The following is a 21,809-nucleotide window of genomic DNA, read 5'->3' as shown; positions in this document are numbered from 1 at the left end:
CGGGGTGGAATAGGGTGGCGGGTTTTACTTGCCGAGGGCTTTGGCGATGGCAGAACGCGCTTTTTTTACGGCTCCATACCATTCCGGATAAGTGGTAGTGGCTCTGTTTTCGGCCTGCTTGAGAAGCAACTGGAGCGCATCAAGAAGCTCAGGAGCAGCTGCCATCAGGTTTGCATTGGCTTCATCAATATCTCCAGGTTTACGGCTGACGTAGCAAATGCTTCCACCTTTTTCAGCATCAACCCACCCGCCAACATTTATCCATTTCCCCGGCGTTCCTTTAAATTCTTCCATATCCACCTCAATGCGTCAGCGGAAGCCCGCGACCGTTTAGTAAGACCTCAACCACACCATCACGAATCTGAAGGCTCTCAAGCACCGTATGGATGTAGAGACACTTCTTGTCGTGCTTAACCGCTGATACGCGGTAGGTGCGTCCCTGATGGAGTACGTGCATGCCAGGCTCAACACACTGGCGGATGATTGGCATGTGGCCGTAGTGGCTATGCATTGCGAACCTCCGTTAAGTGCCCGAATCCAGCAAGCTCCATCTGCTGCCGATTGAGGCTTAACGTGTTGCGAGAGTTATTTACATCGGTAAGCAGCCAGCGATAGCCGCAAGAAAGCGGTGTGACGCGATACAGCGTGTTGAGGTGGGTGACGGTCATGATGCCTCCCGAGCACGGAGCATGGCGTCTGCCAAGAGGTATGCATTCTCAGCAACAGTATCCACTGTCCCAGAAAAAACTGGATGGCTGCGAGAATCCCCATAGGTTGAAAGCCATCCTTGCAAAGCCTTCGCCGCGAAGTAGTCACGCAGCGACATGCCACCATCAGTAATCACTTCTTCAATGCCGGGAGCTATTGACCTCCTGACGTGCGGAAAGGCTGGGCCGCCATTAATCTTGTTGGACATAATCATCTCCCCGCTTATCGCCGCGGCGCGGAACGTAACGTTGAACAATTAACTCGCGTGTCTGTTGCCAAAAAAGAAGCCCACTCGAAAGCAGGCTTTTGTTTGGGCAAAAAGAAACCCGCCGGAGCGGGTCTATTCAGTTGGTGCATCAGGAATACTCATCCAGTACTCAACTGTTGGTCGATAATTACATTTGCCTACCCAGCCGTCGCCGTTATGCCACGTCACGAATGGCGGCTCGCCTTTGTTGTGACCAACCACAAAATCAGCATCTTCTGGCAGCCGTTCACTGCTTTTCACCCACTCCATCCTCTTTCCCCTCTCTGTATAAGAAACCCGACCGGGCTAACCTTCGACTATTTCGAAGTTGTCGAAAAATTGGCAGACCGCTTTTTCGCCTACGTCGTCATTGTCAATCCAAAGCTCACCACGGAGTTGGACTTCATATCCATACGGGTCAATTTCTCCGTCGTCCGGTACGTAGGCATCGTATACTTTGCCAACAGTCATATCTCTACAGGTGTTAGCCTGAGGAAATTCATCAGCTTGCTTTACATACTTAACTTTTACTTTTTTGCCCATTTTTACCCTCCTCATCCCCTGCGTCGCCGCTATGAAATATTTGGTACTGGCGACTGAACCTGTTTCAAGTTCAGTATTTCAAGTCGCTTCTTAGTCCGACCCGAGCACTGATGGGTCTAAGCTCCACGACACGCCAGTCCAAATACCTCAGTAAAGCCGCGCTAGACGGCCTCATTCATCCACCTCTTCATCAATGTCGTAAATATTGTGATAGCACTCGTGGCATAGCTCCTCTTTGCCATCTCCACTGTGAATAGATTCCGATGCCATTTCTTTTCCGCACAGGTCGCATTTAGAATCCGGAACTTTCTGTCTAGCCATATCTCACCCTCTGTTAGATTTGCCGTCAGCCCCTGAGGAGCTGCTGTTGAAATGCTGACGCCTGGCATCGCGTATCTGTCTGAGTTGATGCTCTGTAGCGCCTTTGTGATGCTTGCTGATGTGACACACCGGTGTGCGTGGGTCGAACTCAACTCCGCATACCGGGCAACGAATAGCGTTTTTCATGGCTCACCTCAGATGAGAGGGATAGATTTGCCTTTCTGCTTCTGGCGTCCGACGCAGGTAACACCACGATCACCCGGCTTGCTGTACCATACCTTGTGATTCCTGCGCTCAATCGTGCTGGCGCGGTTTTCCAGCTGCTCCCGGTACTCAGCCAGCACCGTGAGGTCAATCGGGTTCACAGCGGCTTCTACGCGTGATTTGGGCTTGCGGCTCAGTGAAAGCACCGGGCGGCTATCAGGCTTAGCGCTCACCCCAACTAACAGGGGGTTTGCAGCTTTCCATTCGGCCTGTTTCTCAGCGCGGCGGTCACGGCGACGATCTTGTGCGTTCATACATCCTCCTGTCAGTTAGCTTTGGTGGTGTGGTGGTCGCTGTATTTTCAGCACCTGTCGTCGCCTAGGTCAGCCGTTACCTAACCTACTAGCTGGTAGGCGCGCTACCAGCACATCCACCACACCCCAAAGCTTTCTGCTTTGAACACTGCGCTTTTTCAGCGCCAGATTTTTAAGAGCTTCACCGTCCTGGTGAGTAGTGCGTCCTGCTGATGGGTTTAATTTAAGCGTTCTTAAGAAGTTGTGCAAGTGCTTTTCTTTAGAAATCTTAAATTAGTTGGTGTGGGTAATTTAAGTTTGTGAAAATTAAGACAATAAAAAACCCGCCGAAGCGGGTTTGATTTAAGAGTATGAGGGTTAACGCCTGCGGCGGTACTTCCTGTGCTCCATCATTGTGCCAACAATGCGGATCGGAACCGAGTCAGATCGGAGGGTGGGGTAATCATCATTTAATGGAACAAGTTCAAACACTTCCTGCCCATCAATGACGCCTCTTGGCCGGTACTTCTTGAAAAGCGCTTCCTCTTCACCATTTTTCGCTACAACGAAATCGCCTGGAAGTGGGTAGACATTAGGGTCGATAACGACCGCATCCCCCTCACTGAAATCAGGCTCCATAGAGCGGCCTTTGATGATCAGCGTGAAAGCAGCATCTGAAAGTTCCAGGTTGGTCTGCAAGTACTCGATGTTCCCCTCCAAATCCCTTATGGTCGATTCAGCGGTCCATTCTCCGGCCTGAACATAGCTCAGGATGGGGACAAGCTTTGTATCGGCAGCAGCTGGCTCTACATTTGACGGCGAGTCTTCACCGTACAGAATGTACTCCGGTGCGCACTGCAAAGCTTTTGCCAGGGAAAGAAGGTTGTCTCCTTTTGGATTCGTCTTGTCATCTTCCCATTGAGATATGGCACCGCCTTTGACCCCAACTTTCGTTCCTAGCGATACCTGTGTCAACCGCAATTCTTTTCTGCGCTTGCGTATGCGCGTGCCGATAGTTTCATTTTTCATAGTTAAGACATCTTAAGAGTTGTTGACTTAAGATTCCTTTTGTTGAATAATTTAAGAACGCTTAAGAGAAAGGACGTGGACATGTACAAGAAAGAAGTCATTGCCCACTTCGGGAGCCAACGAGCAGTAGCTCAAGCATTGCGGATCAGCGATGCAGCGGTTTCGCAGTGGAAAGAAGTCATCCCCGAAAAGGATGCGTACCGACTGGAGTCTATTACAGCCGGTGCATTGAAGTATCAGGAACAGTCCTACCGCAAGGTCGCCTAGCACTACCAGCTCTTACACATCTCTCGCTGAAAAAGCGATCACTACTAAAAGTCAAAATTCATGGCTTTGTCCGCACTGGGCAAGGCCTTAACTCATTTTAACCACAGCAATTAACTAACAGGAATTATCACAAATGGATAACGCAACTACCCGAAACAAAACGCAGGCTCGAAAAATCGAGTCGTGGATCCTGAATCAGATTGCGATTAAAGGCGCGTCAAACGTAGCCAAGGCAATCGGAATGGATAAATCAGGCATTACCCGCTGGAAAGAAAGCATGCTGCCTAAGCTGGCGATGCTCTTAGCCGTTCTGGAGTGGGGCGTCGTAGACGACGATATGGCGAGACTGGCAAAACAGGTTGCAGAGATTCTCACAAATGAAAAGCCCCAAACGAGCGGTAACTCGTTCGGGGCCTAAAACACTGTGTTATGTCAAACATCAGGAGCTAATTATGGCAAATCCAAAGCGTTTTTACCAGGACGAAGTTCATAAGAACGTCATCCGTGTTCGTTTCCTCCGAAATGTAAGCCAGGTAACCGCCGCGAAGCTGCGAGAACTCCTGACCAAGTGCAAATCCAAGAAGGAAGCGGATCATGAGTAACGTAGCCTATGACAACGTCGCATTGTTAAGGCCTCATCTGGAGGTCGTGGAGCGCAAAGTGGCTGACCTTGATGACGGTTACGCCAGACTTTCCAACATGCTTCTTGAAGAGTACGCCGGGGCTGATCTGACCAAGCGTCAGTTCAAGGTTCTGCTGGCAATCCTGAGAAAGACATACGGCTGGAATAAGCCGATGGACAGAGTCACTGACTCGCAGATCTCAGAGATAGCGAAACTACCTGTCAAGCGGTGCAATGAAGCCAAGTTAGAGCTTGTCCGGATGGGTCTCATCAAGCAGCAGGGCGGCATGTTTGGCCCCAACAAAAACATCTCAGAATGGCGCATCCCTCAAAACGAGGGAATATCCCCTAAAACGAGGGAGAAAACATCCCTCATTTTGAGGGAGTCACATCCCTCAAAACAGGGGGACACAAAAGACACTATTCAAAAGACAATAAAAACAAATACCCAAACCCACGATGCGGGTTTGGTTGCTGATGAGAAATCTCAAGCACCAACAGAACAAAAACCGCCTCGCACCAGAAAGCCAAAACCATCGACAGCACTTCCGGCTTTTGACCGTGAACGACTCAAGCAGACATGGAACACCAAGGCTAAGGCGCTAGGACTTCCAACCCTGCTAAGCGTAACGACCTCTGTCGAGAAAGGTTTATCCCGCCTGTGGGCATCGTACATCAAGCAGTGCAAGGAGCTTGGCAAAGAGCCTCGCGACGTGGACACGTTCATCAACGGTTACATCGAGTTTGGCTACAAGCCTACAGATTGGGCTTGTGGTGCCAATCCATCAGGCAGGAAGTACGGCATCGATACCGCGCTCCGGCAGGAAAAGATTGACCAGATTTTGGCGGAGGAGAACTGATGGAGAGTTACGAATTTGAATACCAGCTCATCGGTTCGATGATCATGAAGGGCGACCATATCGACTGCCGTGACATCGCCGGTAAGCTCCCAGCGGTAGCGTTTGATAACTTCCACCTTCGCAGCATGTACCAGGCAATCGTCACGCTGCTGAACAAGGCCGAGCCAATCGACATGTTCACAGTTCAGGGGGCGGTACCGGCGGCGACAAAGGACCTGGTGCTTGACGTAGCCACCAATACGATTAGCGCAGCAAACATCCGTGGATGGGCAAAGCGCGTTCGCCAGTGCTGGATGATCCGCAAGGGTGTTGAGGACTTGCAGAACGCGGCAAAGATTCTCGCAGCGGCAGGAACTCACGACATCAACGAACGCATTGCTGAGGCTACCGGCATCGTAGGCAGATTGCAGTTCGAAACCAACGACAGACTGCCACGGCGTATCGCAGATCTGATTCCCGACTATCTGGAGGTTCTGGAAGAGCGCCTGAAGGGTGAGGAGTCCGGGCTGTACCTCAAAACGGGCATTGAGCCGATGGACGCGGAGTACGGCGGATTTGACCGAACTGACCTGATCGTCATCGCCGGCCGACCTGGCATGGGTAAGACCGAGCTGGCAATCAACATCGCCAACTCAATCGGCCGGCAGAAAGGCGTTGGGCTTCTGATCTCGATGGAGATGTCTGAAACGCAGGTCGTTGAGCGTCATATCGCTGACCGTGGAGGCTTGTCAATCGGAGCGCTACGTAACCCTTTGGGAATGAGGCAGGAAGATTACACGAAACTGACAGCGGCTACAGGAATGCTTCTTGACGAAGATAACCACGTCCTTACCGGCTCGTTCACCACGGACGAAATCATCAGCCATGCAGAACGGATGAATATGGACGGCGGACTTAGCTTTCTCGCCATCGACTACCTGACGCTTATCGACATGCCTAAAGCCGAGCGTTCTGACCTGGCGATTGCTGAGGTTACCCGCAAGATGAAGCAGTTCTGCCTGCGAAACAAAGTGCCTGTAGTCCTTTTGGCGCAGCTAAACCGCAACGTTGATGGGCGAGGAGACAAGCGACCAAACATGGGTGACCTGGCTGGCTCAAGCTCCATCGAAAAGGATGCAGACGTCATCATCTTCCCGTACCGCGATGAGGTCTACAACGAAAACAGTGACCTGAAAGGACTTGCAGAAATAATCGTCGGGAAATACCGCTCCGGCCAGCCAAAGACCTTCTACATGGAATGGCGCAACGGCCACTTCGTGAACATCGATCAGCAGGATGCAGCTAACCGCTTTGCCGAGAACGAGCGACAGGCTGCCAAATCCAATTCCTCCAACTGGAGAGGCTAAATGAAACGAATTTCCTACCTTCAGCAAATTATTACCTACATCAGCGAGCATCCTGGCTGCCACTCAACCGACATCATCGCCGGCACCGGCCTGAATAAATCAACCGTTAACGGGACGTTAAGCAGGCTCGTAATCGATCAGCGCGTCCGCCGGGAAGGGTTTGAGAAGCAGCACCGCTATATCGCCTTAGATAAGCCTGCGCCACGCGGCAGGGTCAAGCCAGAGCCTAAGCCGGAGCCAGTAAGCATGCACGCTATGTTCAACACCCTTCTTCGCAGAGTCAGGGAGAGCAGAGCATGACAGAAGCACGCAACACCCGCGAAATCATCAACGAATGTTACCCAGAATTTCCGGAGACCATCCTGAACGCTGAACTCTGCCGCGCAATGGACCGTATCGAAGGCCGCAGCATCAAGCAGGCTCTCAAGGCGTTCGCCCGCGACCGTATAACCAAGGTCGAATCTAAGCCGCTTAAAGGGGCGCTGGAGCAGATGGCAGTCAGCATGTTCCCTGAGACTGAGATAGCACGTATACGCGCCTGTGTAGGCCGCATGGAGTCGGCACTGGTCAAGACATTCGGAGTTAAGAGAGCATGAGAATTTATATCGCCGGGCCGATGAGCGGACTGTCTGATTACAACCGGCCGGCTTTCTGGTTCATGGATATGACACTCAGTGCCAAAGGGCACACGGTGCTAAACCCTGCATCACTCCCTGACGGCCTCACGCAACCACAGTACATGGATATCTGCCTGGCAATGTTGCGCTGCGCAGAGGCTATCTACCTGCTTCGAGGTTGGGAAGAATCGGCCGGCGCGGTGGCAGAGAAGGCGCTCGCCGAGAAGTTGCAGCTGGAAATTATCTATCAGGACGGTGCGGCATGAAGAAACTAACAAAGCCTCAGTTCGCTTTCCTCATCTCCATCTACAAAGGCGCAGTAGAGCGCAATTCAGTCCACACCATCGGCAACACATTAAACAAACTAGGCCTGCTCAATTACTCCTACCCAAAACGTCAGTGGTACGTAACAGCAGCAGGCATTGAGCAGATTAGCAAGGGGGAAGAATAAGATGAACGTGACCGAAATTGATAACGTGTTTCATTGCGACTGTAGCTTCTCATGGCAGCGCGGAAAGAGTGGTGCGCATGATTGTACTGTAGGTCTTCGGGCGCAGCGTGACCAGCTGGCGGCGGAGAATGCGGGGATTAAAAAAAGCCGGGCAATCCTTGCGGAGAATACTCTTGAAGCCTGCAACGCTATTGCGTCAGCGGGATTTAGTCATGAAGCCATCATGCGCGGCTTATATGCATCAACAGGAAATGGAAATAAATATCCAAAACCAATCACGGCGCTGGTTGACGAGGCATTGCGTGAAGTGGAAACCCCAGCCACCGACTCCTGGCAGCGCGAGCAGATGGCGCGGGGTGTGGATGCAGCTATTGCTCACGCCTTCAAAGATGGTGTGCCGGATGACAGGATGCAGTTTATTGCGCGTATGACTTACTTCGCCGCCCAACTGCGCAACGGGGAGGCTGTATGAGCGACAAATACGCAGCGTTGAGAGCAACGGCTGAGGGTGGATTTTCTGCATGGTCTCGCAATGTGACGGTACCAACAAAAGAACTCCTCGCCCTGCTGGCAGAGCGAGATGCTGATAAGCGGCGGATAGCTGAGCTGGGCGAGGCGCTGGAGAATCGGAACGCAGAGCTTGGCAAATATGCCGGGAAACTGGAGGCGCGGACGCTCACCGTTAAGCTGCCTCCCGTCATGCGGATTGATGAGCCTGGAGTTTCGTTCAACGCTTATGGGCAGAGCGGTATCCAGAATGCGCTTTACGAAGCCTGCGCCGCCGCTGGCATCAGCCTGAAGATTGAGGGGGCGTGATGATCGCTGCAAATTATACGGTTCACATGTACTGCGCTGGCATCATCACTAAGGTGGAGTCTTTGGGAGGGAAATGTGAATGAGTTGGCTCTTTTCGCAGGCGCTGGCGGAGGAATACTCGGTGGGCACCTCCTTGGATGGCGAACAGTTTGCGCAGTTGAACGTGATGCCTACGCAGCACAAGTTCTCGCGCAACGACAAAACGATGGAATTCTCCGACCTTTCCCGATTTGGTCTGACGTGCGCAGTTTTGACGGCAAACCGTGGCGAGGAATTGTTGATGTCATTTCTGGAGGATTCCCGTGCCAGGCATTTAGCAAGGCATCAAGAGGAAGAATCACAGCAGAAAATATGTGGCCAGAGATGCGAAGAATTATCTCTGAAGTTAGACCAAAGTTTGTCTTTGCAGAAAATGTCTCCAGAGGTGCAATCGAAAGCGCAGCAAGCGACCTTCTTGGAATGGATTACAAAGCCCGAGCGATTAATCTCTCCGCGAAAGACTTGGGTGCAGACCATATACGGGAAAGATTTTGGTTACTTGCATACACCGACGACGAAAGCGAATTACTCGGCAGCATCAATGCAAAAGTGGGAGTCAGCAAGGAACTTCACCATGGTGTTTGGGATTCCTACTCCCCAGAACCAATCTTGGTTGATGGGGTTCCCTTTAGGATGGATAGATACAGAGCCATTGGAAATGCACAAATTCCAATCGTGGCAGCGGCAGCATTCTCCATGCTTAAACCAGATTGAGGACGCAGCATGAATACTTTCACCAAAGACCCATCCACTCACCCGGCCAACGGCCCGCTCACGGAAGAGCGGCTGATCCGCGTTCGTGAGGTGCTGGCGCTGCGGGATGCGGGGCAGGAGCCGGTGGCGTGGGTTAGATATTGCTCGGATGGGACCATTGACGGACCATTACTGAATTATCAGATTGATGATTGCAGAAAGTCCACATGGACGCCGCTCTACGCCGCGCCGCCAGCGCCGGTAGTCACCGCAGAACCTGTGCGCTACATGAACCGCCACACAGGGGCCTGTTACACGCAGGAGCAGCAGCCGGATGCAGCCACGGATACTGCTGTCTATGTGCCGCTGTTTACCGCGCAGCAAGCGCTGGTAGTTGACCGACAGGCGATCATCAACAAAGTGCAGGGGCTATGTAGCCGTCTACCCGGCGCGACTTTCTCAAATGCCGCTGAATTTGCGATAGATGAGATGCTCCAGTCGTTCGGTAATTCCGAACAACTCAACTCTCCGGCGGCTTCGGATGGTTGGGTTGCCGTACCTGCTAAGCACACGTCTGCAATGTATTACGCAGGAGGTGAATTGATATCAAAACATAACTTCAACCCTGGTGATATCTGGCAGGCAATGCTAGACGCAGCACCGAAGCATGATGGTTGGGCGATGATGCCTGCGGCGTATCTCGATTTGATATCAGCACCGAAGCAGGAGGAGGCCAAAGACAAAACCACTCAGCAGTTTGAGTCTTTGGGCTTCTTCGTTACCTCAGATGAACGGAAGATGGAGATTCCACGTTGTAGCAAGCATCCAGAAATCACTCTCCAGACGAATCCGTTCGAGTTACTTATGTCGTATCCTCCGCGTCCGGTAATGTACTGCCCTGAATGTGAGCCTTGGGTTGCTGAGCGGGTTGAGGTTGATAAGCAGCTTCGTCATAAGGGGGTGAGGTGATGTACGACAAATACACCCTCAACCGCTGCGACGCCATGGAGTGGCTTGCAGAACACTACCCAGTCTTTCCCGACAATATGCCAGACGTGCCTCTAAAGGCTGATTGGTGTAGCGCCAGTCTGTTTAGGGGGTGGAGCTTCATAATCCTGCTTGACGGTTCTCTGGCATTCGCTGACTGCTTATCTCCACCCATCCGTGCCGAAGATATGAACGGGTTCAGGCTGCCAACCTTGGCGTAATTACCATAGAAGCGATATGGAAATCCCCATATCGACATAACCGGCCTCTAAGGAGGCCTTTTTGTTTCTGCATTTTCAACGCGTAGGTTATAATTACCATGCACAGAGTCTGAACCACTTTGTGCATGGAGTCTGAACAACTCCCCCGGCCCGAACAGCCATAGCTCGTGTGTCATAGATGAGAACATATCTATGACGCAACTGAACGCAACATCTCTCCTGTCACAGATGGCGAAAGTCACCTGCGATTTTCTGCATTCTGCGGTCTCCTGTGTGGAGGCCGTATGAACCTGCAAAAAGACGGCATCCGTCTGCATAAATCAAACTTCAACGCTATCGGTCAGCAGATCCAGCCCATGCTGGAATCTGGCGACTGCTATCGCCTAATCATCAAGCCGTGGAAAGAAAAGCGCAGCCTGTCACAAAACTCGCTTATGTGGCTGTGGAATGGCGACGTCGCTACTGCAGTAAACCTGCACTCATCCAGCAATCTCACCGAAGAAGACCTGCACGAATTCCTCAAGGACATGTTTTGCCCGGCCAAGCCGGTGACCGTCCTTGGTGTCACCAAGATGGTGAAGTCCACCAAGCTTCTCGACACCGAAGAGATGACCTTCTACCTGCGCCGCATCGAAGTCTGGTGCATTGAGCGCGGCATCAAGCTGCGGATCCCCGCGAACTCCGAATATCACGCAAAAGGACATGATCATGTTTGAAAAAGAAGTTTGGATTCCGGTTCCGGGATATGAAGATCGCTTTGAAGTTAGCTCATTAGCGCGTGTTAAAAGCCTTCCAAGGAAAGTGACTACGTGCGGAAGAGACCGGAAGACATGGACTACCAGAACTATCGCTGGCCGGATTCTTAAGGGCTGTACGTCCTCGCAATACATTAGGGTGTCGCTATCTGGTAAGCACGAGATGCTGCATAGATTTGTGGCGCTCGCCTTTGTACCAAACCCGAACAACTACCCGCACGTTAACCACATTGATGGCAATAAGCATAACAACCTGCCAGAGAACCTGGAGTGGTGCACTCATGCGATGAACATGAAACACGCCAACGAAACGGGCCTGTCGAATAAGAATAAAACGCCTGTTATCGCCGAGCGTGACGGGTTCGGGTATTGGTTCCCTTCAATGCAGTCCACCAAGCATTACGGATGCAACCCTGCACTGGTGCATGCCTCAATTAATGGGCGGCAGAGTGAGCATAGGGGTATGCAATGGAGCTACTGTCCCTCGATTAGTCACTGCGAATATCAGCAGCTGCGCGATAAGCAGGAGGCATGATGCATAGCCCTCTCGCTCGCCTCATCGATCGCCATATCTACCGCGTGCGCAAAGAGAAGCGTAAGCCTTCTCCGCTGCAGTCGGAAATCCCAACTCTTAAAAACTACACCGCGAGCCTGTGGGACTCCCGCTGGGCGCGTCTGGCTGCCAGAAGGAAAACAGCATGAGCATCTATCAACGTATCAATGGCGCTGACTGGCGCAATATCTGGGTCGTTGGCGACCTGCACGGCTGCTACACCAATCTGATGAACCGTCTTGATGAGGTTGGCTTTGAGGCTGATAAAGACCTGCTCATCTCCGTTGGCGACCTGGTTGACCGAGGCACCGAAAACGTAGAGTGCCTGGACCTGATCAATCAACCGTGGTTCCGGGCTGTGCGCGGTAATCATGAGCAGATGATGATTGATGGCCTGTCAGAACACGGCAACGTTAACCACTGGATAGCTAACGGCGGGAGCTGGTTCTTCTATCTCGACTACGAAAAAGAGGTGCTGGCAAAGGCTCTGGTTTTCAAAGCGGCTCAACTGCCGTTGATCATCGAACTGGTGTCCGGATACCGGAAGGTAGTCATCTGCCATGCAGACTATCCACACGATGAATACGCATTCGATAAGCCGGTTCCTGAGGAAATGGTCATCTGGAATCGTGAGCGTGTCAGCGATGCGATGGATGGCAAGATAAGCGAAATCACTGGTGCCGATCTGTTTATTTTCGGGCATACCCCGGCGCGTAACCCGCTCAAATATGCCAACCAGATGTATATAGATACCGGTGCCGTATTCTGCGGAAACCTCACTCTTGTTCAGTTGCAGGGAGGCGAGTAATGGCTCTTAAACGTGATAAATACGACGCCATTTTTTCTGAGCTGGTTCGCGAACGTGCTAACTGGTGCTGTGAAAGTTGTGGTCGTGATTTCAATACAAACCGCGCATCTCTTCATTGCTCCCATATTAACGGACGCCGCCATGCAGCGACCCGCTGGCATCCATATAACGCGCTGGCCCACTGTGTTGGCTGTCATCGTCGTTTAGGTGAGGAGCCGATCCAGTTCGCCCGCCACGCTGAGTATGAATACGGCGTGATGACGGTTGAGCAGGTGGCCCGCGCCGCGCTGCACCCAATGAAGATTAAGCCGTGGCAGAAAGAGGAGATGTACCAGCACTACAAGCAGGAGTTGGTAAGACTGAAAGCTCTCCGCATCACCGGCATTCTTGGCCGCATCGAGTTCACCGCACCTGACTGGTATCAGCAGAGCATTACCTTGCGTATGGGAGAGGCAGCATGAGCATCGAAACCATTTACTGCATCGGCTACGTGGCCCTCATCGCCGCGCTAGTGTGTCGTGACTTCCTGTATAGCCGGAGGGTGTCGCAATGAGTACTCAAAACGCACTGGCGCTACTTAATTGGTACCGGTCCAAGAATGTCCATGCGGTTCGCACGCCTGCTGGAATCCAGTTGATGGGTATCCGAAATCTCACAGAGGAAGAGCGCCGTAAGCTGCTCTCCTTCTCACAGACTGAACTCGACGCAGCAATCAGGTGGCAGAAATGAACCGCCCTGACATCGAGCGCTACCAGCGCGAATCCATCCTCCGCGCCGGATTCGACATCAACCGACACGGCCCCGGTGGCACAGCACAGCAGATTATCCGCAACAGTGAGCGCCGCAAGGCAGAGAGAAAGCATAAGGCAGGAGAGACAGCATGACGGCTCAATATCTGGAATACGTACGCCAGCAACTCATCACTGCCACCGCCGACCTGAGCGGGGCAACAAAGGGGCAGCTCATGGCATGGCTGGAGAATGCGCAGTTCGACACCGGTACGCATAAGCGGAAGAAGATAAAAGTCCTGGATGAGGTAAGCGGGAAAATGATTACTCTGGATAACCCGCCGATCCCCGGCAAGCAGTCGCACGCTAAAGGCTCCTCTATCGCGCTGGTTCAACCTGTCGAGTTCTGCACTGCCTCATGGCGTCGAGCTGTGCTGGCGCTTGATGAGCACCAGAAGGCGTGGATTCTGTGGAGCTATAGCGAAGACACCGCATTCACGCACCAGGTGGCAATTACCCAATGGGCGTGGCAGCAGTTCAGCGAATACCTGGGCACTCGTAAAATTGCAAACAAAACGCTTAACCGGATGAAGGCGCTTATCTGGCTGGCCGCGCAGGATGTGAAGCAGGATCTGGCAGGTAAAGAGACATATGAGTGTCAGGAGCTGGCGCAACTGGTCGGCGTGAGTAAGTCCACCTGGAGCGAAACATATCAGCCTCACTGGCAGGAGATGAAAAACTCATTTATCCGGCTCGATAAAGGCGCTTTGCATTCAGCTTCGCGATCACGTTCACAACAAAAGGCGACAAATTCCGCATCAAGTATTGCAAAACCGAACTAAATGGGTTACTTTTAGTGAAAGTTTGATATCCTGCCAACTTTACGCATTTGGCAAAACAATACAAAAACACTCCCTCTGCCAGCCTTCGAGCTGGCTTTTTGTTTTGCGCCCGAGATAACTTTCCCCCTCTCGATACCGGCGCTTTTTTATTACAGCAGGCCGGAATGTTCCGGGCAGCCGGAGACGGCCTCATGGCGTTTGAGTTCATCACAAAGGAATTCCTGATCGGCGCTGGTAGCTCTTTAGCCTCAGCTGTCGCTGGATTCATGGCTTTCAGCCGATTCTGGGTAAGCAATAAAGCTCGCAATGCAAATGACGCTCAGCAGATTGACATGCTTGACCGTCAGGAGAGAGGGCTTGATCGCCTGGAGAAGGAAAACAGCGAGTTGCGGTCTCAAATTAAGGACCGCGACGAAGAGATCAGGAATTATTTCCGCGAACTATCTGTATCAAACGCAAAGCTACAAATCATTGAGCAGCAATTGCAAAACCTGAAAGAGCAAAATGAGCTTCTTTCAATTCAGGTAGGCCGCCTCACCGAAACCAACAAAGAGCTAGCCTCCGAGGTGGCTCACTTGCGTGCCACGATGAGGACATAAATATGACAGGCACTGCAAATCAAATACCAGATAAAGAGACTGACAAGCCCTGGTACAGGCACTGGCAAATGTGGGTAATTATCCTCATCGCGTCGTTCGGTATATATGTCGGTGGCGTCACATCAGGCTACTTCATGTTCCGGGCTGAAAGCCTGCAGCGCACGGAGCAGCGTGATAAGAAAGTAGACGAGATACAGAAGAAGCTCGACACCCTTCCTGAGCAAACCGCCAAAGAACTTAAAGCCACTGAGCAAGGTGATCCGAAATGACTAATGTTGATGCGGTCAATAAAGCGATTGACCAGACCATTGGCAAAGAGGGTGGTTACTCAAATAACCCTAACGACATCGGCGGCGCAACGATGTGGGGAATCACTCAAAAGGTTGCCCGCGCTCATGGTTACACTGGCGATATGCGGTACCTCCCGCGCAACACAGCCGTCGCTATTTATGAGGCTGACTACTGGACTGGCCCGCGCTTCGATCAGATTGCTGAGGTTTCTCAGGCTGTCGCCATTGAGTGCTTCGATACTGGCGTAAACATGGGGCCATCTGTACCGGCTAAGTTCCTGCAACGCTGGCTTACCGCTCTCAACAACCAGGGCAAGCTTTATCCTGACCTGACTGCCGACGGTATGATTGGCCCGCGCACTATCTCCGCCCTGAAAAGCTTCATCGCATTACGCGGTAAGAAAGGAGAGCAGGCACTGGTTAAGGCGCTCAACTGTAGTCAGGGTGCCCGCTATCTTGAGTTGGCAGAATCCCGCCCGGCTAACGAGGCATTCATCTACGGATGGCTGGAGCGTGTCGAATGCTAATGACATGGCTATTCATCATCGCACTGATCGTGATTGCTGTCCTGTTGCTGCAGCGCTTCACTAAGCTGGAGTTTGTCGCCCACGCCAAAATTCTGTTTAAAGCCTGGTCGGTATGGCTGAGCACCGCAGGCGCAACGCTGATGGTTTTCCTGATGAGTGCGCCGGATACACTGCTGAGCGCTTGGAACTCACTCCCTGAAGAGATTAAGAGCCTCATCCCGCCGGAATGGCTTTCCTACATCGGACCCGCGCTGGTAATGCTCGGAGTAGTATCTCAGTTCATCAGGCAGCGCAAATTGCTGGAAGAGAAACGCCAGATGGAGCGCAGGCTATGAGCGAGTTCCTCAACCCGTTTGGAGTCGTAACGGTGATCGGAGCGATTATCGCTTTCGCCGCGGCCTTTTTCGGTATCGGCCACCTGAAAGGGAAGTCCTCCGCTGAGAAGGCGTCTACTGAGCGTGAAACCAAAGCGATGCTCGACGATATCAAGAAGACATCCGAATCGCGTCAGCAGTCAGCCAGTGAGGCAAAAGATGTTTCAGAAAACGTTATTCGCATGTCTGATAGTGATGTCGATAGTCGCCTGCGGAACAAATGGCGATTACCGCCCGGCGAAGGTGATTGATACCGGCTGCGACTGGACCTCTTACATCTACCTCACTGACAGCGACATCACCAACCTGTCACCTCAGGCTAAGCGGCAAATCCTGACGCACAACGAAACCCGCCAGGCACGCTGCGAGAAGGAAACAAAGTGAGCTTCTACACGCTATGGAATATCGCTGCAGCGTTTGGCCTGGGCGTGCTCTTCTGGAATCTCCGGATGCAGTACAGAGACCGGGAGCACCTCAAAGAGATTCAGCGCCTCAATGAAGAGCACCTCCGCTCCATCAGTAAACTTCGGGATGATCACCTGAACAGCCTCAACAAGGCGATGGAAGACATCAAGAGCATCATGAGCAAGAAGTAGCCATTACAGAGGCTGTTCACGAGCAGCTTCGATAATGGTTAAAGGAGAATGTCATGGCATCTAAAGACGAAACGCTAACCACTGAGTGGAAGCAGATTACCGATGGCACTCAAAGTGTTTCTATCCAGGTAATAAGCGGTACCGCCTGGTTCCGCGACTCCCCAACTAAGCCTCCCGGCAACATTCAGGGCCATCCGGTTTCATCACCAAAATGGCTAGGCGTAACCCCTCCTCAGCAGATGTGGGGACGATCATCAGGCGGCGAAGCGAAAATAATCATCACGTGAGGCGACTATGGGACTCTTTCCGCAAGACGGCTTCTCTCCACCGCAGCGTGTAATGACAGACAAGGTGACCACTACCGAGCTTGAGATCGGCAAGGTGGTAACTAACCAGCCAGATCAGGGCGCAGGCGCGTCTATTACTGGCGATGCACCGAAGCAGAAACTAAACCTCGCCATCCCTAAAGGCGCAGACGGACAGTCTCCATCCCCTAACGCTTTGTCTATTGGGACAGTAATCACAGGGCAGCCTGCCACCCAGGCAGCAGCAAGCGTAACTGGTGAAGCTCCGAGTCAAATTCTCAACCTAACCATCCCCCAAGGCGCTACAGGCCCTGTTGGCCCGCAAGGCCCTACCGGACCACAGGGTGCAGCCGGTGCGCAAGGGCCAAAAGGCGATAAGGGTGATACTGGTTCTACAGGTCCCCAGGGGGCTACGGGACCTCAAGGCCCGGCAGGAACAAATGCGACGCCAGTCTATTTTGAAACGGTATCCGGGAAGGTTGTCACGGCTGGCACTGCTGTTTCTATCGTCTTTGCAAAGAAATACACCTCGCCGCCCCAGGTTAAGCCGGACCCAATCTGGAACGGAAACCAAATGGTCATCGGACAGGCTTCGGATATCACCGCAACTGGCTGCAAAGTCATAGTAAAACAATCCGTCGGAACGCTGTTATTAAACGGAAGCCCTTACGCAGACGCACCGGCAAACACTAATTTCAGCATGTTCGTTATCGGAAGCTAAGAGGAAACAACGATGTCCATCAAACGTTACCAGTTGCCGCTGTACAAAGGCAAAGACCATCAAGTCCGCGCTCTGAAGATTAAAGAAATCCATCAGGATCCGGACGGCGCTGCATATCTCACTCCGGAAGACGAATCCTACCCGCAGTTTCAGGTGTCGGCTGAGTTCATGAGCCAGAACAAGCCGAAAGAGGGCGGCTACTACGTAGAGTCGGTTGACGGCCAGCCGTACTACGTCGAAGCGAAAGACTTCACCAAAGAGTATTCACTGCTGAAGTGATCATTACAGAGCATCTCAAGGGGTGCTCGATAATGATAATGGAGAAATAAGATGGCAGAACTCACAGAGCAACAAGAGCGATTCTGTCAGGAGTACGTTGTTGATCTCAATGGCACTCAGGCAGCAAGCAGGGCAGGGTACAGTGAAAAGTCATGTCGCCAGATAGCTAGCGAAAACTTGTCAAAGCCGTACATCCGCGATCGCATATCCGAATTAGCTAAAGAGCGTAACGCCGCGGTAGGACTTAGCGCAGAGTTTGTGATCGAAGGTGTGATTAAAAATATCCGTCGGTGCGAGCAGGCTGAGCAGGTTTACGACAAACGCGGCGAGCCGGTAATGGTTGAAGGACCTGATGGCATCATGTCGCCAGTCTACAAGTACGACGCAAATGCAGCACTGAAAGGCTACGAACTGCTTGGTAAGCACCTGAAGCTGTTCACTGACAAAGTAGAGCACTCAGGCACCATCGAAACCATGTCAGACGAAGAACTGAACGCAAAACTCGCGAGGCTTGTAAATGCACAATCTGAATCGCGAGGAGAAGCTTGAGTTAATCCGTCTGCTGGAAGAGAAAGCCCGCCGCGCTGAGGTGTACCGGTACCGGAATTATTTCGAAACTCGTTACCCATGGCAGCGCAAATTCATATCTAAGACCGCAGAGTTCAGGCAATGCGCACTCATCGCTGCTAACCGTGTAGGCAAGACTGACACGGCAACGTACATCGATGCCATCCATCTGCTTGGTGAGTACCCGGAAGGCTGGGAAGGGCACAGGTTCGACCATGCGCCGCTAATGTGGTGCCTTGGTTATTCTGGCGAGAAGTGCCGAGACCTGTTGCAGGCTGCAATCCTTGGCAAGAAGGTTAACGGTGAGTTCAGTGGCGGACTCATACCTGCAGATCGCATCGTATCTACTGAGCCAATGACTGGCACACCAAACGCCGTACGCTCAGCTTACATCCGGCATAGCAGCGGCGACCTCAGTAAAGTGCAATTCTGGTCTTACACACAGGGGCAGCACGCCCTGATGGGGGATGACATCGACTGGTTCCACATCGATGAAGAGCCAGAAGACCAGACGATCTATCCTCAGGTTCTTACCCGTACCGCCACAGGCGATAAAGGCCGAGGCGGGCGTGGTATTCTGACGTTTACCCCGGAGAACGGACGCACAGAGCTAGTTATCAAGCTATTAGACGACCCTGCCGACTCGCAATTTTGCATGAACGTTGGATGGGATGACGCGCCGCACCTTACCGAAGAGACCAAGCGTAGCCTCCTGGAATCATACCCGCCCCATCAGCGCGATATGCGTACGAAGGGCATACCAATGCTCGGGCAGGGGCGGATATTTGACTTCAGCGAAGATCGGATCACCTGCGAGCCATTCCCGATACCGAAGCATTACATGGTTATCGACGGCATGGACTTCGGCTGGGACCACCCGCAAAGCCGCGTGCAACTTGCTATCGACATGGACAGCGAGACCTTCTACGTCACCAAAGCCTGGAAGGCCAGCAAGACTTCTCCTGCTGAAGCGTGGGGCGCTACTAAGGCATGGGCTAATCGTGTGCCTACCTCATGGCCCCAGGATGGCCTACAGACGGAGAAAGGTAGCGGACTGCAGCAGAAGTCCTACTATGCCGACGCTGGCTTCCTGATGCTTCCTGATGCTTCCTGAGCCTGCTCAGTGGCCTGACGGTTCAAGGTCAGTTGAGGCCGGACTATTTGAGCTTCACGACCTGATGAGTTCAGGTCGATTCAAAGTGTTTGCCGGTCTGCGTGACTGGTTCGAAGAATTCAACTTCTATCATCGTGACGACAAGGGGCGCATCGTGAAGACCCGTGATGACCTCCTCGACGCTACTCGTTATGCCTACATGATGCGGCGATTTGCCAAGCGCTACGGCGATATTGGCATCGTTAAAGAAAAAGTAATACCTGCACCAATTCGCCCAATCCCCCGGAGTAGATAAATGGCCGATACCAATGAGAAATTGCAGACCATTCTCCGGAAGTTTGACCGGGACTGGTCGGCAAGCGACGAGGCCAGGACAGAGGCAAGCAACGACCTATTCTTCTCCCGAGTTTCACAATGGGATGACTGGCTGAGCGACTACACAACGCTTCAGTATCGCGGACAGTTCGACGTTGTTAAGCCGAAGGTTCGCAAGCTCGTTGCTGAGATGCGTAAGAATCCAGTAGATGTGCTGTATAAGCCGAAAGACGGAGCCAGCCCTGACGCTGCTGACATCCTGATGGGGATGTACCGCACAGATATGCGCCATAACACTGCGAAGATCGCTGTCAACGTCGCAGTGCGTGAGCAGATAGAGGCGGGCGTTGGTGCCTGGCGCCTGATTACGGAGTACGAAGACCAGAACCCTACCAGCAATAACCAGATTATCCGGCGTGTTCCGATTCACGAGGCGTGTTCTCATGTAGTGTGGGACAGCAACGCCAAGCAGCTAGACAAGAGCGATGCGCTGCACTGCACGATCATCAGCGCGATGAGTAAAGACGGCTGGGATGCATTTGCTGAAGAGCATGGTCTTGACGCCGATGACTATCCGACCTTTCAGTCTCCTTCCTCCAACTGGATATTCCCCTGGGCAACCAGCGAGACATTCTATGTCGGCGAATACTACGAGGTGGAGGAGAAGAAAGAGACGGTATATATCTATCAGGATCCGCTGACAGGTGAGCCGGTTAGCTACTTCAAAGCCGATATCAAAGACGTTATCGATGAGCTGGCTGAAAAGGGCATGGAGAAGATTGGCGAGCGCAAGGTTAAGCGCCGCCGGGTCTACAAAAGCCTCATCACCATGACCGAAATCCTTAAAGACCGTGAGCGCATTGCTGGCGAGCATATCCCTGTTGTGCCAGTGTATGGCGAGTGGGCGTTTGCTGGCGACAAGGAAGTTTACGAGGGCATTGTACGTGGCACCAAAGACGGCCAGCGCCTGCGTAACATGATTATGTCGTTCAATGCTGACATTGTGGCAGAGAAGCCGCAGAAAGTGCCTTACTTCTATCCTGAGCAGGTGGCAGGGTATGAGCAAATGCACGATAGCGGCAATGCGTATCGATACAAGTTGCTGAATCGTACTGATGAGAACGGTAACGACCTGCCGCCTAATCCGATATATGTAGACCAGCCTGTGCAGGTCCCTCAGGCTAATGCCTACATGCTGGAAGCGGCCACCAATGCCGTTGAGCTAACATCCAGTGTTGGCCTTGATGCGAATGACATCGGCGGTCAGCAGGTAGCTTTCGAAACGGTCAACCAGATCAACATGCGTGCCGACCTGGACACCTATGTGTTTCAGGACAACCTTGCTACGGCTATGCGTCGTGACGGCGAGATTTACGCTGCGATGGTCAGTGATATCTACGACGTGCCGCGCAATGTCACCATGACGCTGGAAGACGGCAGCGAGAAGGAGGTTCAGCTCTATTCACAGGAGCTAGACCTCCAGACCGGCACAGTCGTTACGCTGAACGATATCCGTGGCCGCTATGAGTGCTATACCGATGTTGGGCCGTCGTTCCAGTCGATGAAAGAGCAGAACCGTGCTGAAATTCTGGAGTTACTCAGCAAGACAGATCCACAGGTAGACCCAGCAGAATACCAGTTGTTAAAACTTCAGTACTACTCGCTGCTTGATGGCAAGGGTGTTGAGCTGCTTAGAGACTATGCGAATAAGCAACTGGTAATACTTGGTGCTAAGGATCCGGAGACGCCTGAAGAAGAGCGGTGGGTTGCTGAGGCGCAGCAGCAACAGCAGCAACCTAATCCAGAGATGCTAGTTGCCCAAGGCCAGTACATGGCAGGACAGGCAGAGCTAATCAAAGCACAGAACGAGGACAAGAAGATCGCAGTTGAAGCGGCCAAGGTTGAAGCCCAGAACCAGTTGGCAGCAGCTAAGATTGCCGAAATCCTCAACGGCGTTGACCTGGATAAGCAGAAGGAATTCCGCCAGGCGCTCGAAACCATCTCCAAATTCCAGCAACAGAGCAGCAATGATGCACGCGCTAATGCTGAGTTAATCCTTAAGGGCAACAGTCAGGCGCACACCCAGCGCATGGACGTTGCCAGCATCCTGCAATCGCAGAGACAAACTTCACCCTCCGGCGGCGTAGCCGAGACACCTCAATAAGAGAGAGT

41 protein-coding genes and 1 pseudogene are annotated in these 21,809 nt (G+C 52.5%); 34 read left to right on the top strand and 8 right to left on the bottom strand.

Features of this window, described 5'->3' with window-relative positions; all coding sequences use genetic code 11:
• Positions 1 to 24 precede the first annotated feature (24 nt).
• The 8 genes from RTN40_RS05630 to RTN40_RS05595 form a co-directional block, all read right to left on the bottom strand.
• Entirely contained in the window at positions 25 to 294 is a 270-nt protein-coding gene (locus RTN40_RS05630; RefSeq protein ID WP_312227597.1) for a hypothetical protein, read from the bottom strand.
• 7 nt (positions 295 to 301) lie between these two features.
• Positions 302 to 457, bottom strand: coding sequence for a cell division protein FtsZ (locus RTN40_RS05625; RefSeq protein WP_312227596.1), 156 nt, complete (start codon positions 455 to 457; stop codon positions 302 to 304).
• A 46-nt stretch (positions 458 to 503) separates the two neighbouring features.
• Entirely contained in the window at positions 504 to 668 is a 165-nt protein-coding gene (locus RTN40_RS05620; protein ID WP_312227595.1) for a hypothetical protein, read from the bottom strand.
• A complete protein-coding gene (locus RTN40_RS05615) occupies positions 665 to 916 on the bottom strand; it encodes a hypothetical protein (protein WP_312227594.1) in 252 nt (83 codons plus the stop codon). Before RTN40_RS05615 ends, RTN40_RS05620 begins: the two co-directional genes overlap by 4 nt.
• Before the next feature lie 132 nt (positions 917 to 1,048).
• Positions 1,049 to 1,225, bottom strand: a complete 177-nt coding sequence (locus tag RTN40_RS05610; RefSeq protein WP_312227593.1) for a hypothetical protein — start codon at positions 1,223 to 1,225, stop codon at positions 1,049 to 1,051.
• Positions 1,226 to 1,261: 36 nt separating this feature from the next.
• Complete coding sequence (locus tag RTN40_RS05605; RefSeq protein WP_312227592.1) at positions 1,262 to 1,498, bottom strand: hypothetical protein; 237 nt, start codon at positions 1,496 to 1,498, stop codon at positions 1,262 to 1,264.
• Between the two features lie 515 nt (positions 1,499 to 2,013).
• Positions 2,014 to 2,337 (bottom strand): antitermination protein N, encoded by a 324-nt coding sequence (locus RTN40_RS05600; RefSeq protein WP_312227591.1) that lies wholly within the window; start codon positions 2,335 to 2,337, stop codon positions 2,014 to 2,016.
• A gap of 357 nt (positions 2,338 to 2,694) precedes the next feature.
• The gene (locus tag RTN40_RS05595) at positions 2,695 to 3,345 is read right to left on the bottom strand and encodes a S24 family peptidase (RefSeq protein ID WP_312227590.1); all 651 of its coding nucleotides are present in this window, start codon (positions 3,343 to 3,345) and stop codon (positions 2,695 to 2,697) included.
• Between the two features lie 81 nt (positions 3,346 to 3,426).
• Between RTN40_RS05595 and RTN40_RS05590 the strand changes: the two genes are divergently transcribed.
• The 34 genes and pseudogenes from RTN40_RS05590 (at position 3,427) to RTN40_RS05430 (ending at position 21,801) form a co-directional block, all read left to right on the top strand.
• Positions 3,427 to 3,612 carry a Cro/CI family transcriptional regulator gene (locus tag RTN40_RS05590; protein ID WP_312227589.1) on the top strand — a complete coding sequence of 62 codons (186 nt, stop codon included), beginning with the start codon at positions 3,427 to 3,429 and terminating at the stop codon, positions 3,610 to 3,612.
• A gap of 133 nt (positions 3,613 to 3,745) precedes the next feature.
• Positions 3,746 to 4,030: a CII family transcriptional regulator gene (locus RTN40_RS05585; protein WP_312227588.1), complete on the top strand. Its 285-nt coding sequence runs from the start codon at positions 3,746 to 3,748 to the stop codon at positions 4,028 to 4,030.
• A gap of 34 nt (positions 4,031 to 4,064) precedes the next feature.
• Positions 4,065 to 4,214, top strand: coding sequence for a hypothetical protein (locus RTN40_RS05580; protein WP_312227587.1), 150 nt, complete (start codon positions 4,065 to 4,067; stop codon positions 4,212 to 4,214).
• Entirely contained in the window at positions 4,207 to 5,094 is an 888-nt protein-coding gene (locus tag RTN40_RS05575; RefSeq protein ID WP_312227586.1) for a replication protein, read from the top strand. The genes RTN40_RS05580 and RTN40_RS05575 overlap by 8 nt, the downstream gene beginning before the upstream one ends.
• Complete coding sequence (locus tag RTN40_RS05570; protein WP_312227585.1) at positions 5,094 to 6,440, top strand: replicative DNA helicase; 1,347 nt, start codon at positions 5,094 to 5,096, stop codon at positions 6,438 to 6,440. Before RTN40_RS05575 ends, RTN40_RS05570 begins: the two co-directional genes overlap by 1 nt.
• Positions 6,441 to 6,740, top strand: coding sequence for a helix-turn-helix domain-containing protein (locus RTN40_RS05565; RefSeq protein WP_312227584.1), 300 nt, complete (start codon positions 6,441 to 6,443; stop codon positions 6,738 to 6,740).
• Entirely contained in the window at positions 6,737 to 7,036 is a 300-nt protein-coding gene (locus RTN40_RS05560; protein WP_312227583.1) for a hypothetical protein, read from the top strand. The genes RTN40_RS05565 and RTN40_RS05560 overlap by 4 nt, the downstream gene beginning before the upstream one ends.
• The gene (locus tag RTN40_RS05555; protein WP_312227582.1) at positions 7,033 to 7,323 is read left to right on the top strand and encodes a DUF4406 domain-containing protein; all 291 of its coding nucleotides are present in this window, start codon (positions 7,033 to 7,035) and stop codon (positions 7,321 to 7,323) included. The genes RTN40_RS05560 and RTN40_RS05555 overlap by 4 nt, the downstream gene beginning before the upstream one ends.
• Positions 7,320 to 7,508 (top strand): hypothetical protein, encoded by a 189-nt coding sequence (locus RTN40_RS05550; protein ID WP_312227581.1) that lies wholly within the window; start codon positions 7,320 to 7,322, stop codon positions 7,506 to 7,508. The genes RTN40_RS05555 and RTN40_RS05550 overlap by 4 nt, the downstream gene beginning before the upstream one ends.
• 1 nt (position 7,509) lies before the next feature.
• Positions 7,510 to 7,980: a hypothetical protein gene (locus RTN40_RS05545; RefSeq protein ID WP_312227580.1), complete on the top strand. Its 471-nt coding sequence runs from the start codon at positions 7,510 to 7,512 to the stop codon at positions 7,978 to 7,980.
• On the top strand, positions 7,977 to 8,324 hold the full coding sequence (locus tag RTN40_RS05540) for a hypothetical protein (protein WP_312227579.1): 348 nt from the start codon (positions 7,977 to 7,979) through the stop codon (positions 8,322 to 8,324). Before RTN40_RS05545 ends, RTN40_RS05540 begins: the two co-directional genes overlap by 4 nt.
• A 75-nt stretch (positions 8,325 to 8,399) precedes the next feature.
• A complete protein-coding gene (locus RTN40_RS05535; RefSeq protein WP_312227578.1) occupies positions 8,400 to 9,077 on the top strand; it encodes a DNA cytosine methyltransferase in 678 nt (225 codons plus the stop codon).
• A gap of 9 nt (positions 9,078 to 9,086) precedes the next feature.
• Positions 9,087 to 10,025, top strand: coding sequence for a hypothetical protein (locus tag RTN40_RS05530; protein ID WP_312227577.1), 939 nt, complete (start codon positions 9,087 to 9,089; stop codon positions 10,023 to 10,025).
• Positions 10,026 to 10,548: 523 nt separating this feature from the next.
• Positions 10,549 to 10,980, top strand: a complete 432-nt coding sequence (locus tag RTN40_RS05525; RefSeq protein WP_312227576.1) for a hypothetical protein — start codon at positions 10,549 to 10,551, stop codon at positions 10,978 to 10,980.
• A pseudogene (locus RTN40_RS20990) lies at positions 10,967 to 11,158 on the top strand (NUMOD4 domain-containing protein); the annotation flags it as partial. The gene RTN40_RS05525 and the pseudogene RTN40_RS20990, both read left to right, overlap by 14 nt.
• Before the next feature lie 24 nt (positions 11,159 to 11,182).
• Positions 11,183 to 11,554 (top strand): HNH endonuclease, encoded by a 372-nt coding sequence (locus RTN40_RS05520; protein ID WP_312227575.1) that lies wholly within the window; start codon positions 11,183 to 11,185, stop codon positions 11,552 to 11,554.
• Positions 11,554 to 11,721: a NinE family protein gene (locus RTN40_RS05515; RefSeq protein ID WP_312227650.1), complete on the top strand. Its 168-nt coding sequence runs from the start codon at positions 11,554 to 11,556 to the stop codon at positions 11,719 to 11,721. Before RTN40_RS05520 ends, RTN40_RS05515 begins: the two co-directional genes overlap by 1 nt.
• On the top strand, positions 11,718 to 12,380 hold the full coding sequence (locus tag RTN40_RS05510) for a metallophosphoesterase (RefSeq protein WP_312227574.1): 663 nt from the start codon (positions 11,718 to 11,720) through the stop codon (positions 12,378 to 12,380). Before RTN40_RS05515 ends, RTN40_RS05510 begins: the two co-directional genes overlap by 4 nt.
• On the top strand, positions 12,380 to 12,841 hold the full coding sequence (locus RTN40_RS05505) for a hypothetical protein (protein WP_312227573.1): 462 nt from the start codon (positions 12,380 to 12,382) through the stop codon (positions 12,839 to 12,841). Before RTN40_RS05510 ends, RTN40_RS05505 begins: the two co-directional genes overlap by 1 nt.
• A 264-nt stretch (positions 12,842 to 13,105) precedes the next feature.
• Positions 13,106 to 13,264, top strand: a complete 159-nt coding sequence (locus RTN40_RS05500; protein WP_312227572.1) for a hypothetical protein — start codon at positions 13,106 to 13,108, stop codon at positions 13,262 to 13,264.
• Positions 13,261 to 13,950 (top strand): bacteriophage antitermination protein Q, encoded by a 690-nt coding sequence (locus tag RTN40_RS05495; protein WP_312227571.1) that lies wholly within the window; start codon positions 13,261 to 13,263, stop codon positions 13,948 to 13,950. The genes RTN40_RS05500 and RTN40_RS05495 overlap by 4 nt, the downstream gene beginning before the upstream one ends.
• A gap of 191 nt (positions 13,951 to 14,141) precedes the next feature.
• Positions 14,142 to 14,549, top strand: coding sequence for a hypothetical protein (locus tag RTN40_RS05490; RefSeq protein WP_312227570.1), 408 nt, complete (start codon positions 14,142 to 14,144; stop codon positions 14,547 to 14,549).
• Positions 14,550 to 14,551: 2 nt separating this feature from the next.
• Positions 14,552 to 14,818 (top strand): hypothetical protein, encoded by a 267-nt coding sequence (locus RTN40_RS05485; protein ID WP_312227569.1) that lies wholly within the window; start codon positions 14,552 to 14,554, stop codon positions 14,816 to 14,818.
• Positions 14,815 to 15,366 carry a putative peptidoglycan-binding domain-containing protein gene (locus RTN40_RS05480; protein WP_312227568.1) on the top strand — a complete coding sequence of 184 codons (552 nt, stop codon included), beginning with the start codon at positions 14,815 to 14,817 and terminating at the stop codon, positions 15,364 to 15,366. Before RTN40_RS05485 ends, RTN40_RS05480 begins: the two co-directional genes overlap by 4 nt.
• Positions 15,360 to 15,701, top strand: coding sequence for a hypothetical protein (locus tag RTN40_RS05475; protein WP_312227567.1), 342 nt, complete (start codon positions 15,360 to 15,362; stop codon positions 15,699 to 15,701). Before RTN40_RS05480 ends, RTN40_RS05475 begins: the two co-directional genes overlap by 7 nt.
• A complete protein-coding gene (locus RTN40_RS05470) occupies positions 15,698 to 15,991 on the top strand; it encodes a hypothetical protein (RefSeq protein WP_312227566.1) in 294 nt (97 codons plus the stop codon). Before RTN40_RS05475 ends, RTN40_RS05470 begins: the two co-directional genes overlap by 4 nt.
• A 129-nt stretch (positions 15,992 to 16,120) precedes the next feature.
• Positions 16,121 to 16,336 (top strand): hypothetical protein, encoded by a 216-nt coding sequence (locus tag RTN40_RS05465; RefSeq protein WP_312227565.1) that lies wholly within the window; start codon positions 16,121 to 16,123, stop codon positions 16,334 to 16,336.
• A 53-nt stretch (positions 16,337 to 16,389) separates the two neighbouring features.
• Positions 16,390 to 16,623, top strand: a complete 234-nt coding sequence (locus RTN40_RS05460; RefSeq protein ID WP_312227564.1) for a hypothetical protein — start codon at positions 16,390 to 16,392, stop codon at positions 16,621 to 16,623.
• 52 nt (positions 16,624 to 16,675) lie between these two features.
• On the top strand, positions 16,676 to 17,362 hold the full coding sequence (locus RTN40_RS05455; protein ID WP_312227563.1) for a hypothetical protein: 687 nt from the start codon (positions 16,676 to 16,678) through the stop codon (positions 17,360 to 17,362).
• A gap of 12 nt (positions 17,363 to 17,374) precedes the next feature.
• Entirely contained in the window at positions 17,375 to 17,641 is a 267-nt protein-coding gene (locus tag RTN40_RS05450) for a hypothetical protein (protein ID WP_312227562.1), read from the top strand.
• A 51-nt stretch (positions 17,642 to 17,692) separates the two neighbouring features.
• Positions 17,693 to 18,190, top strand: coding sequence for a terminase small subunit (locus tag RTN40_RS05445; protein WP_312227561.1), 498 nt, complete (start codon positions 17,693 to 17,695; stop codon positions 18,188 to 18,190).
• A complete protein-coding gene (locus RTN40_RS05440; protein ID WP_312227560.1) occupies positions 18,159 to 19,322 on the top strand; it encodes a terminase large subunit domain-containing protein in 1,164 nt (387 codons plus the stop codon). Before RTN40_RS05445 ends, RTN40_RS05440 begins: the two co-directional genes overlap by 32 nt.
• On the top strand, positions 19,312 to 19,617 hold the full coding sequence (locus tag RTN40_RS05435) for a hypothetical protein (protein ID WP_312227559.1): 306 nt from the start codon (positions 19,312 to 19,314) through the stop codon (positions 19,615 to 19,617). The genes RTN40_RS05440 and RTN40_RS05435 overlap by 11 nt, the downstream gene beginning before the upstream one ends.
• A complete protein-coding gene (locus RTN40_RS05430) occupies positions 19,618 to 21,801 on the top strand; it encodes a portal protein (protein ID WP_312227558.1) in 2,184 nt (727 codons plus the stop codon).
• The last annotated feature ends 8 nt before the right edge of the window (positions 21,802 to 21,809 follow it).

This window comes from Pseudescherichia sp. (assembly GCF_031987975.1).
Taxonomy (GTDB): Bacteria; Pseudomonadota; Gammaproteobacteria; order Enterobacterales; family Enterobacteriaceae; genus Pseudescherichia.
Note: the sequence above shows the minus strand (reverse complement) of the source record. Positions and strands in the feature narration are given on the sequence as shown.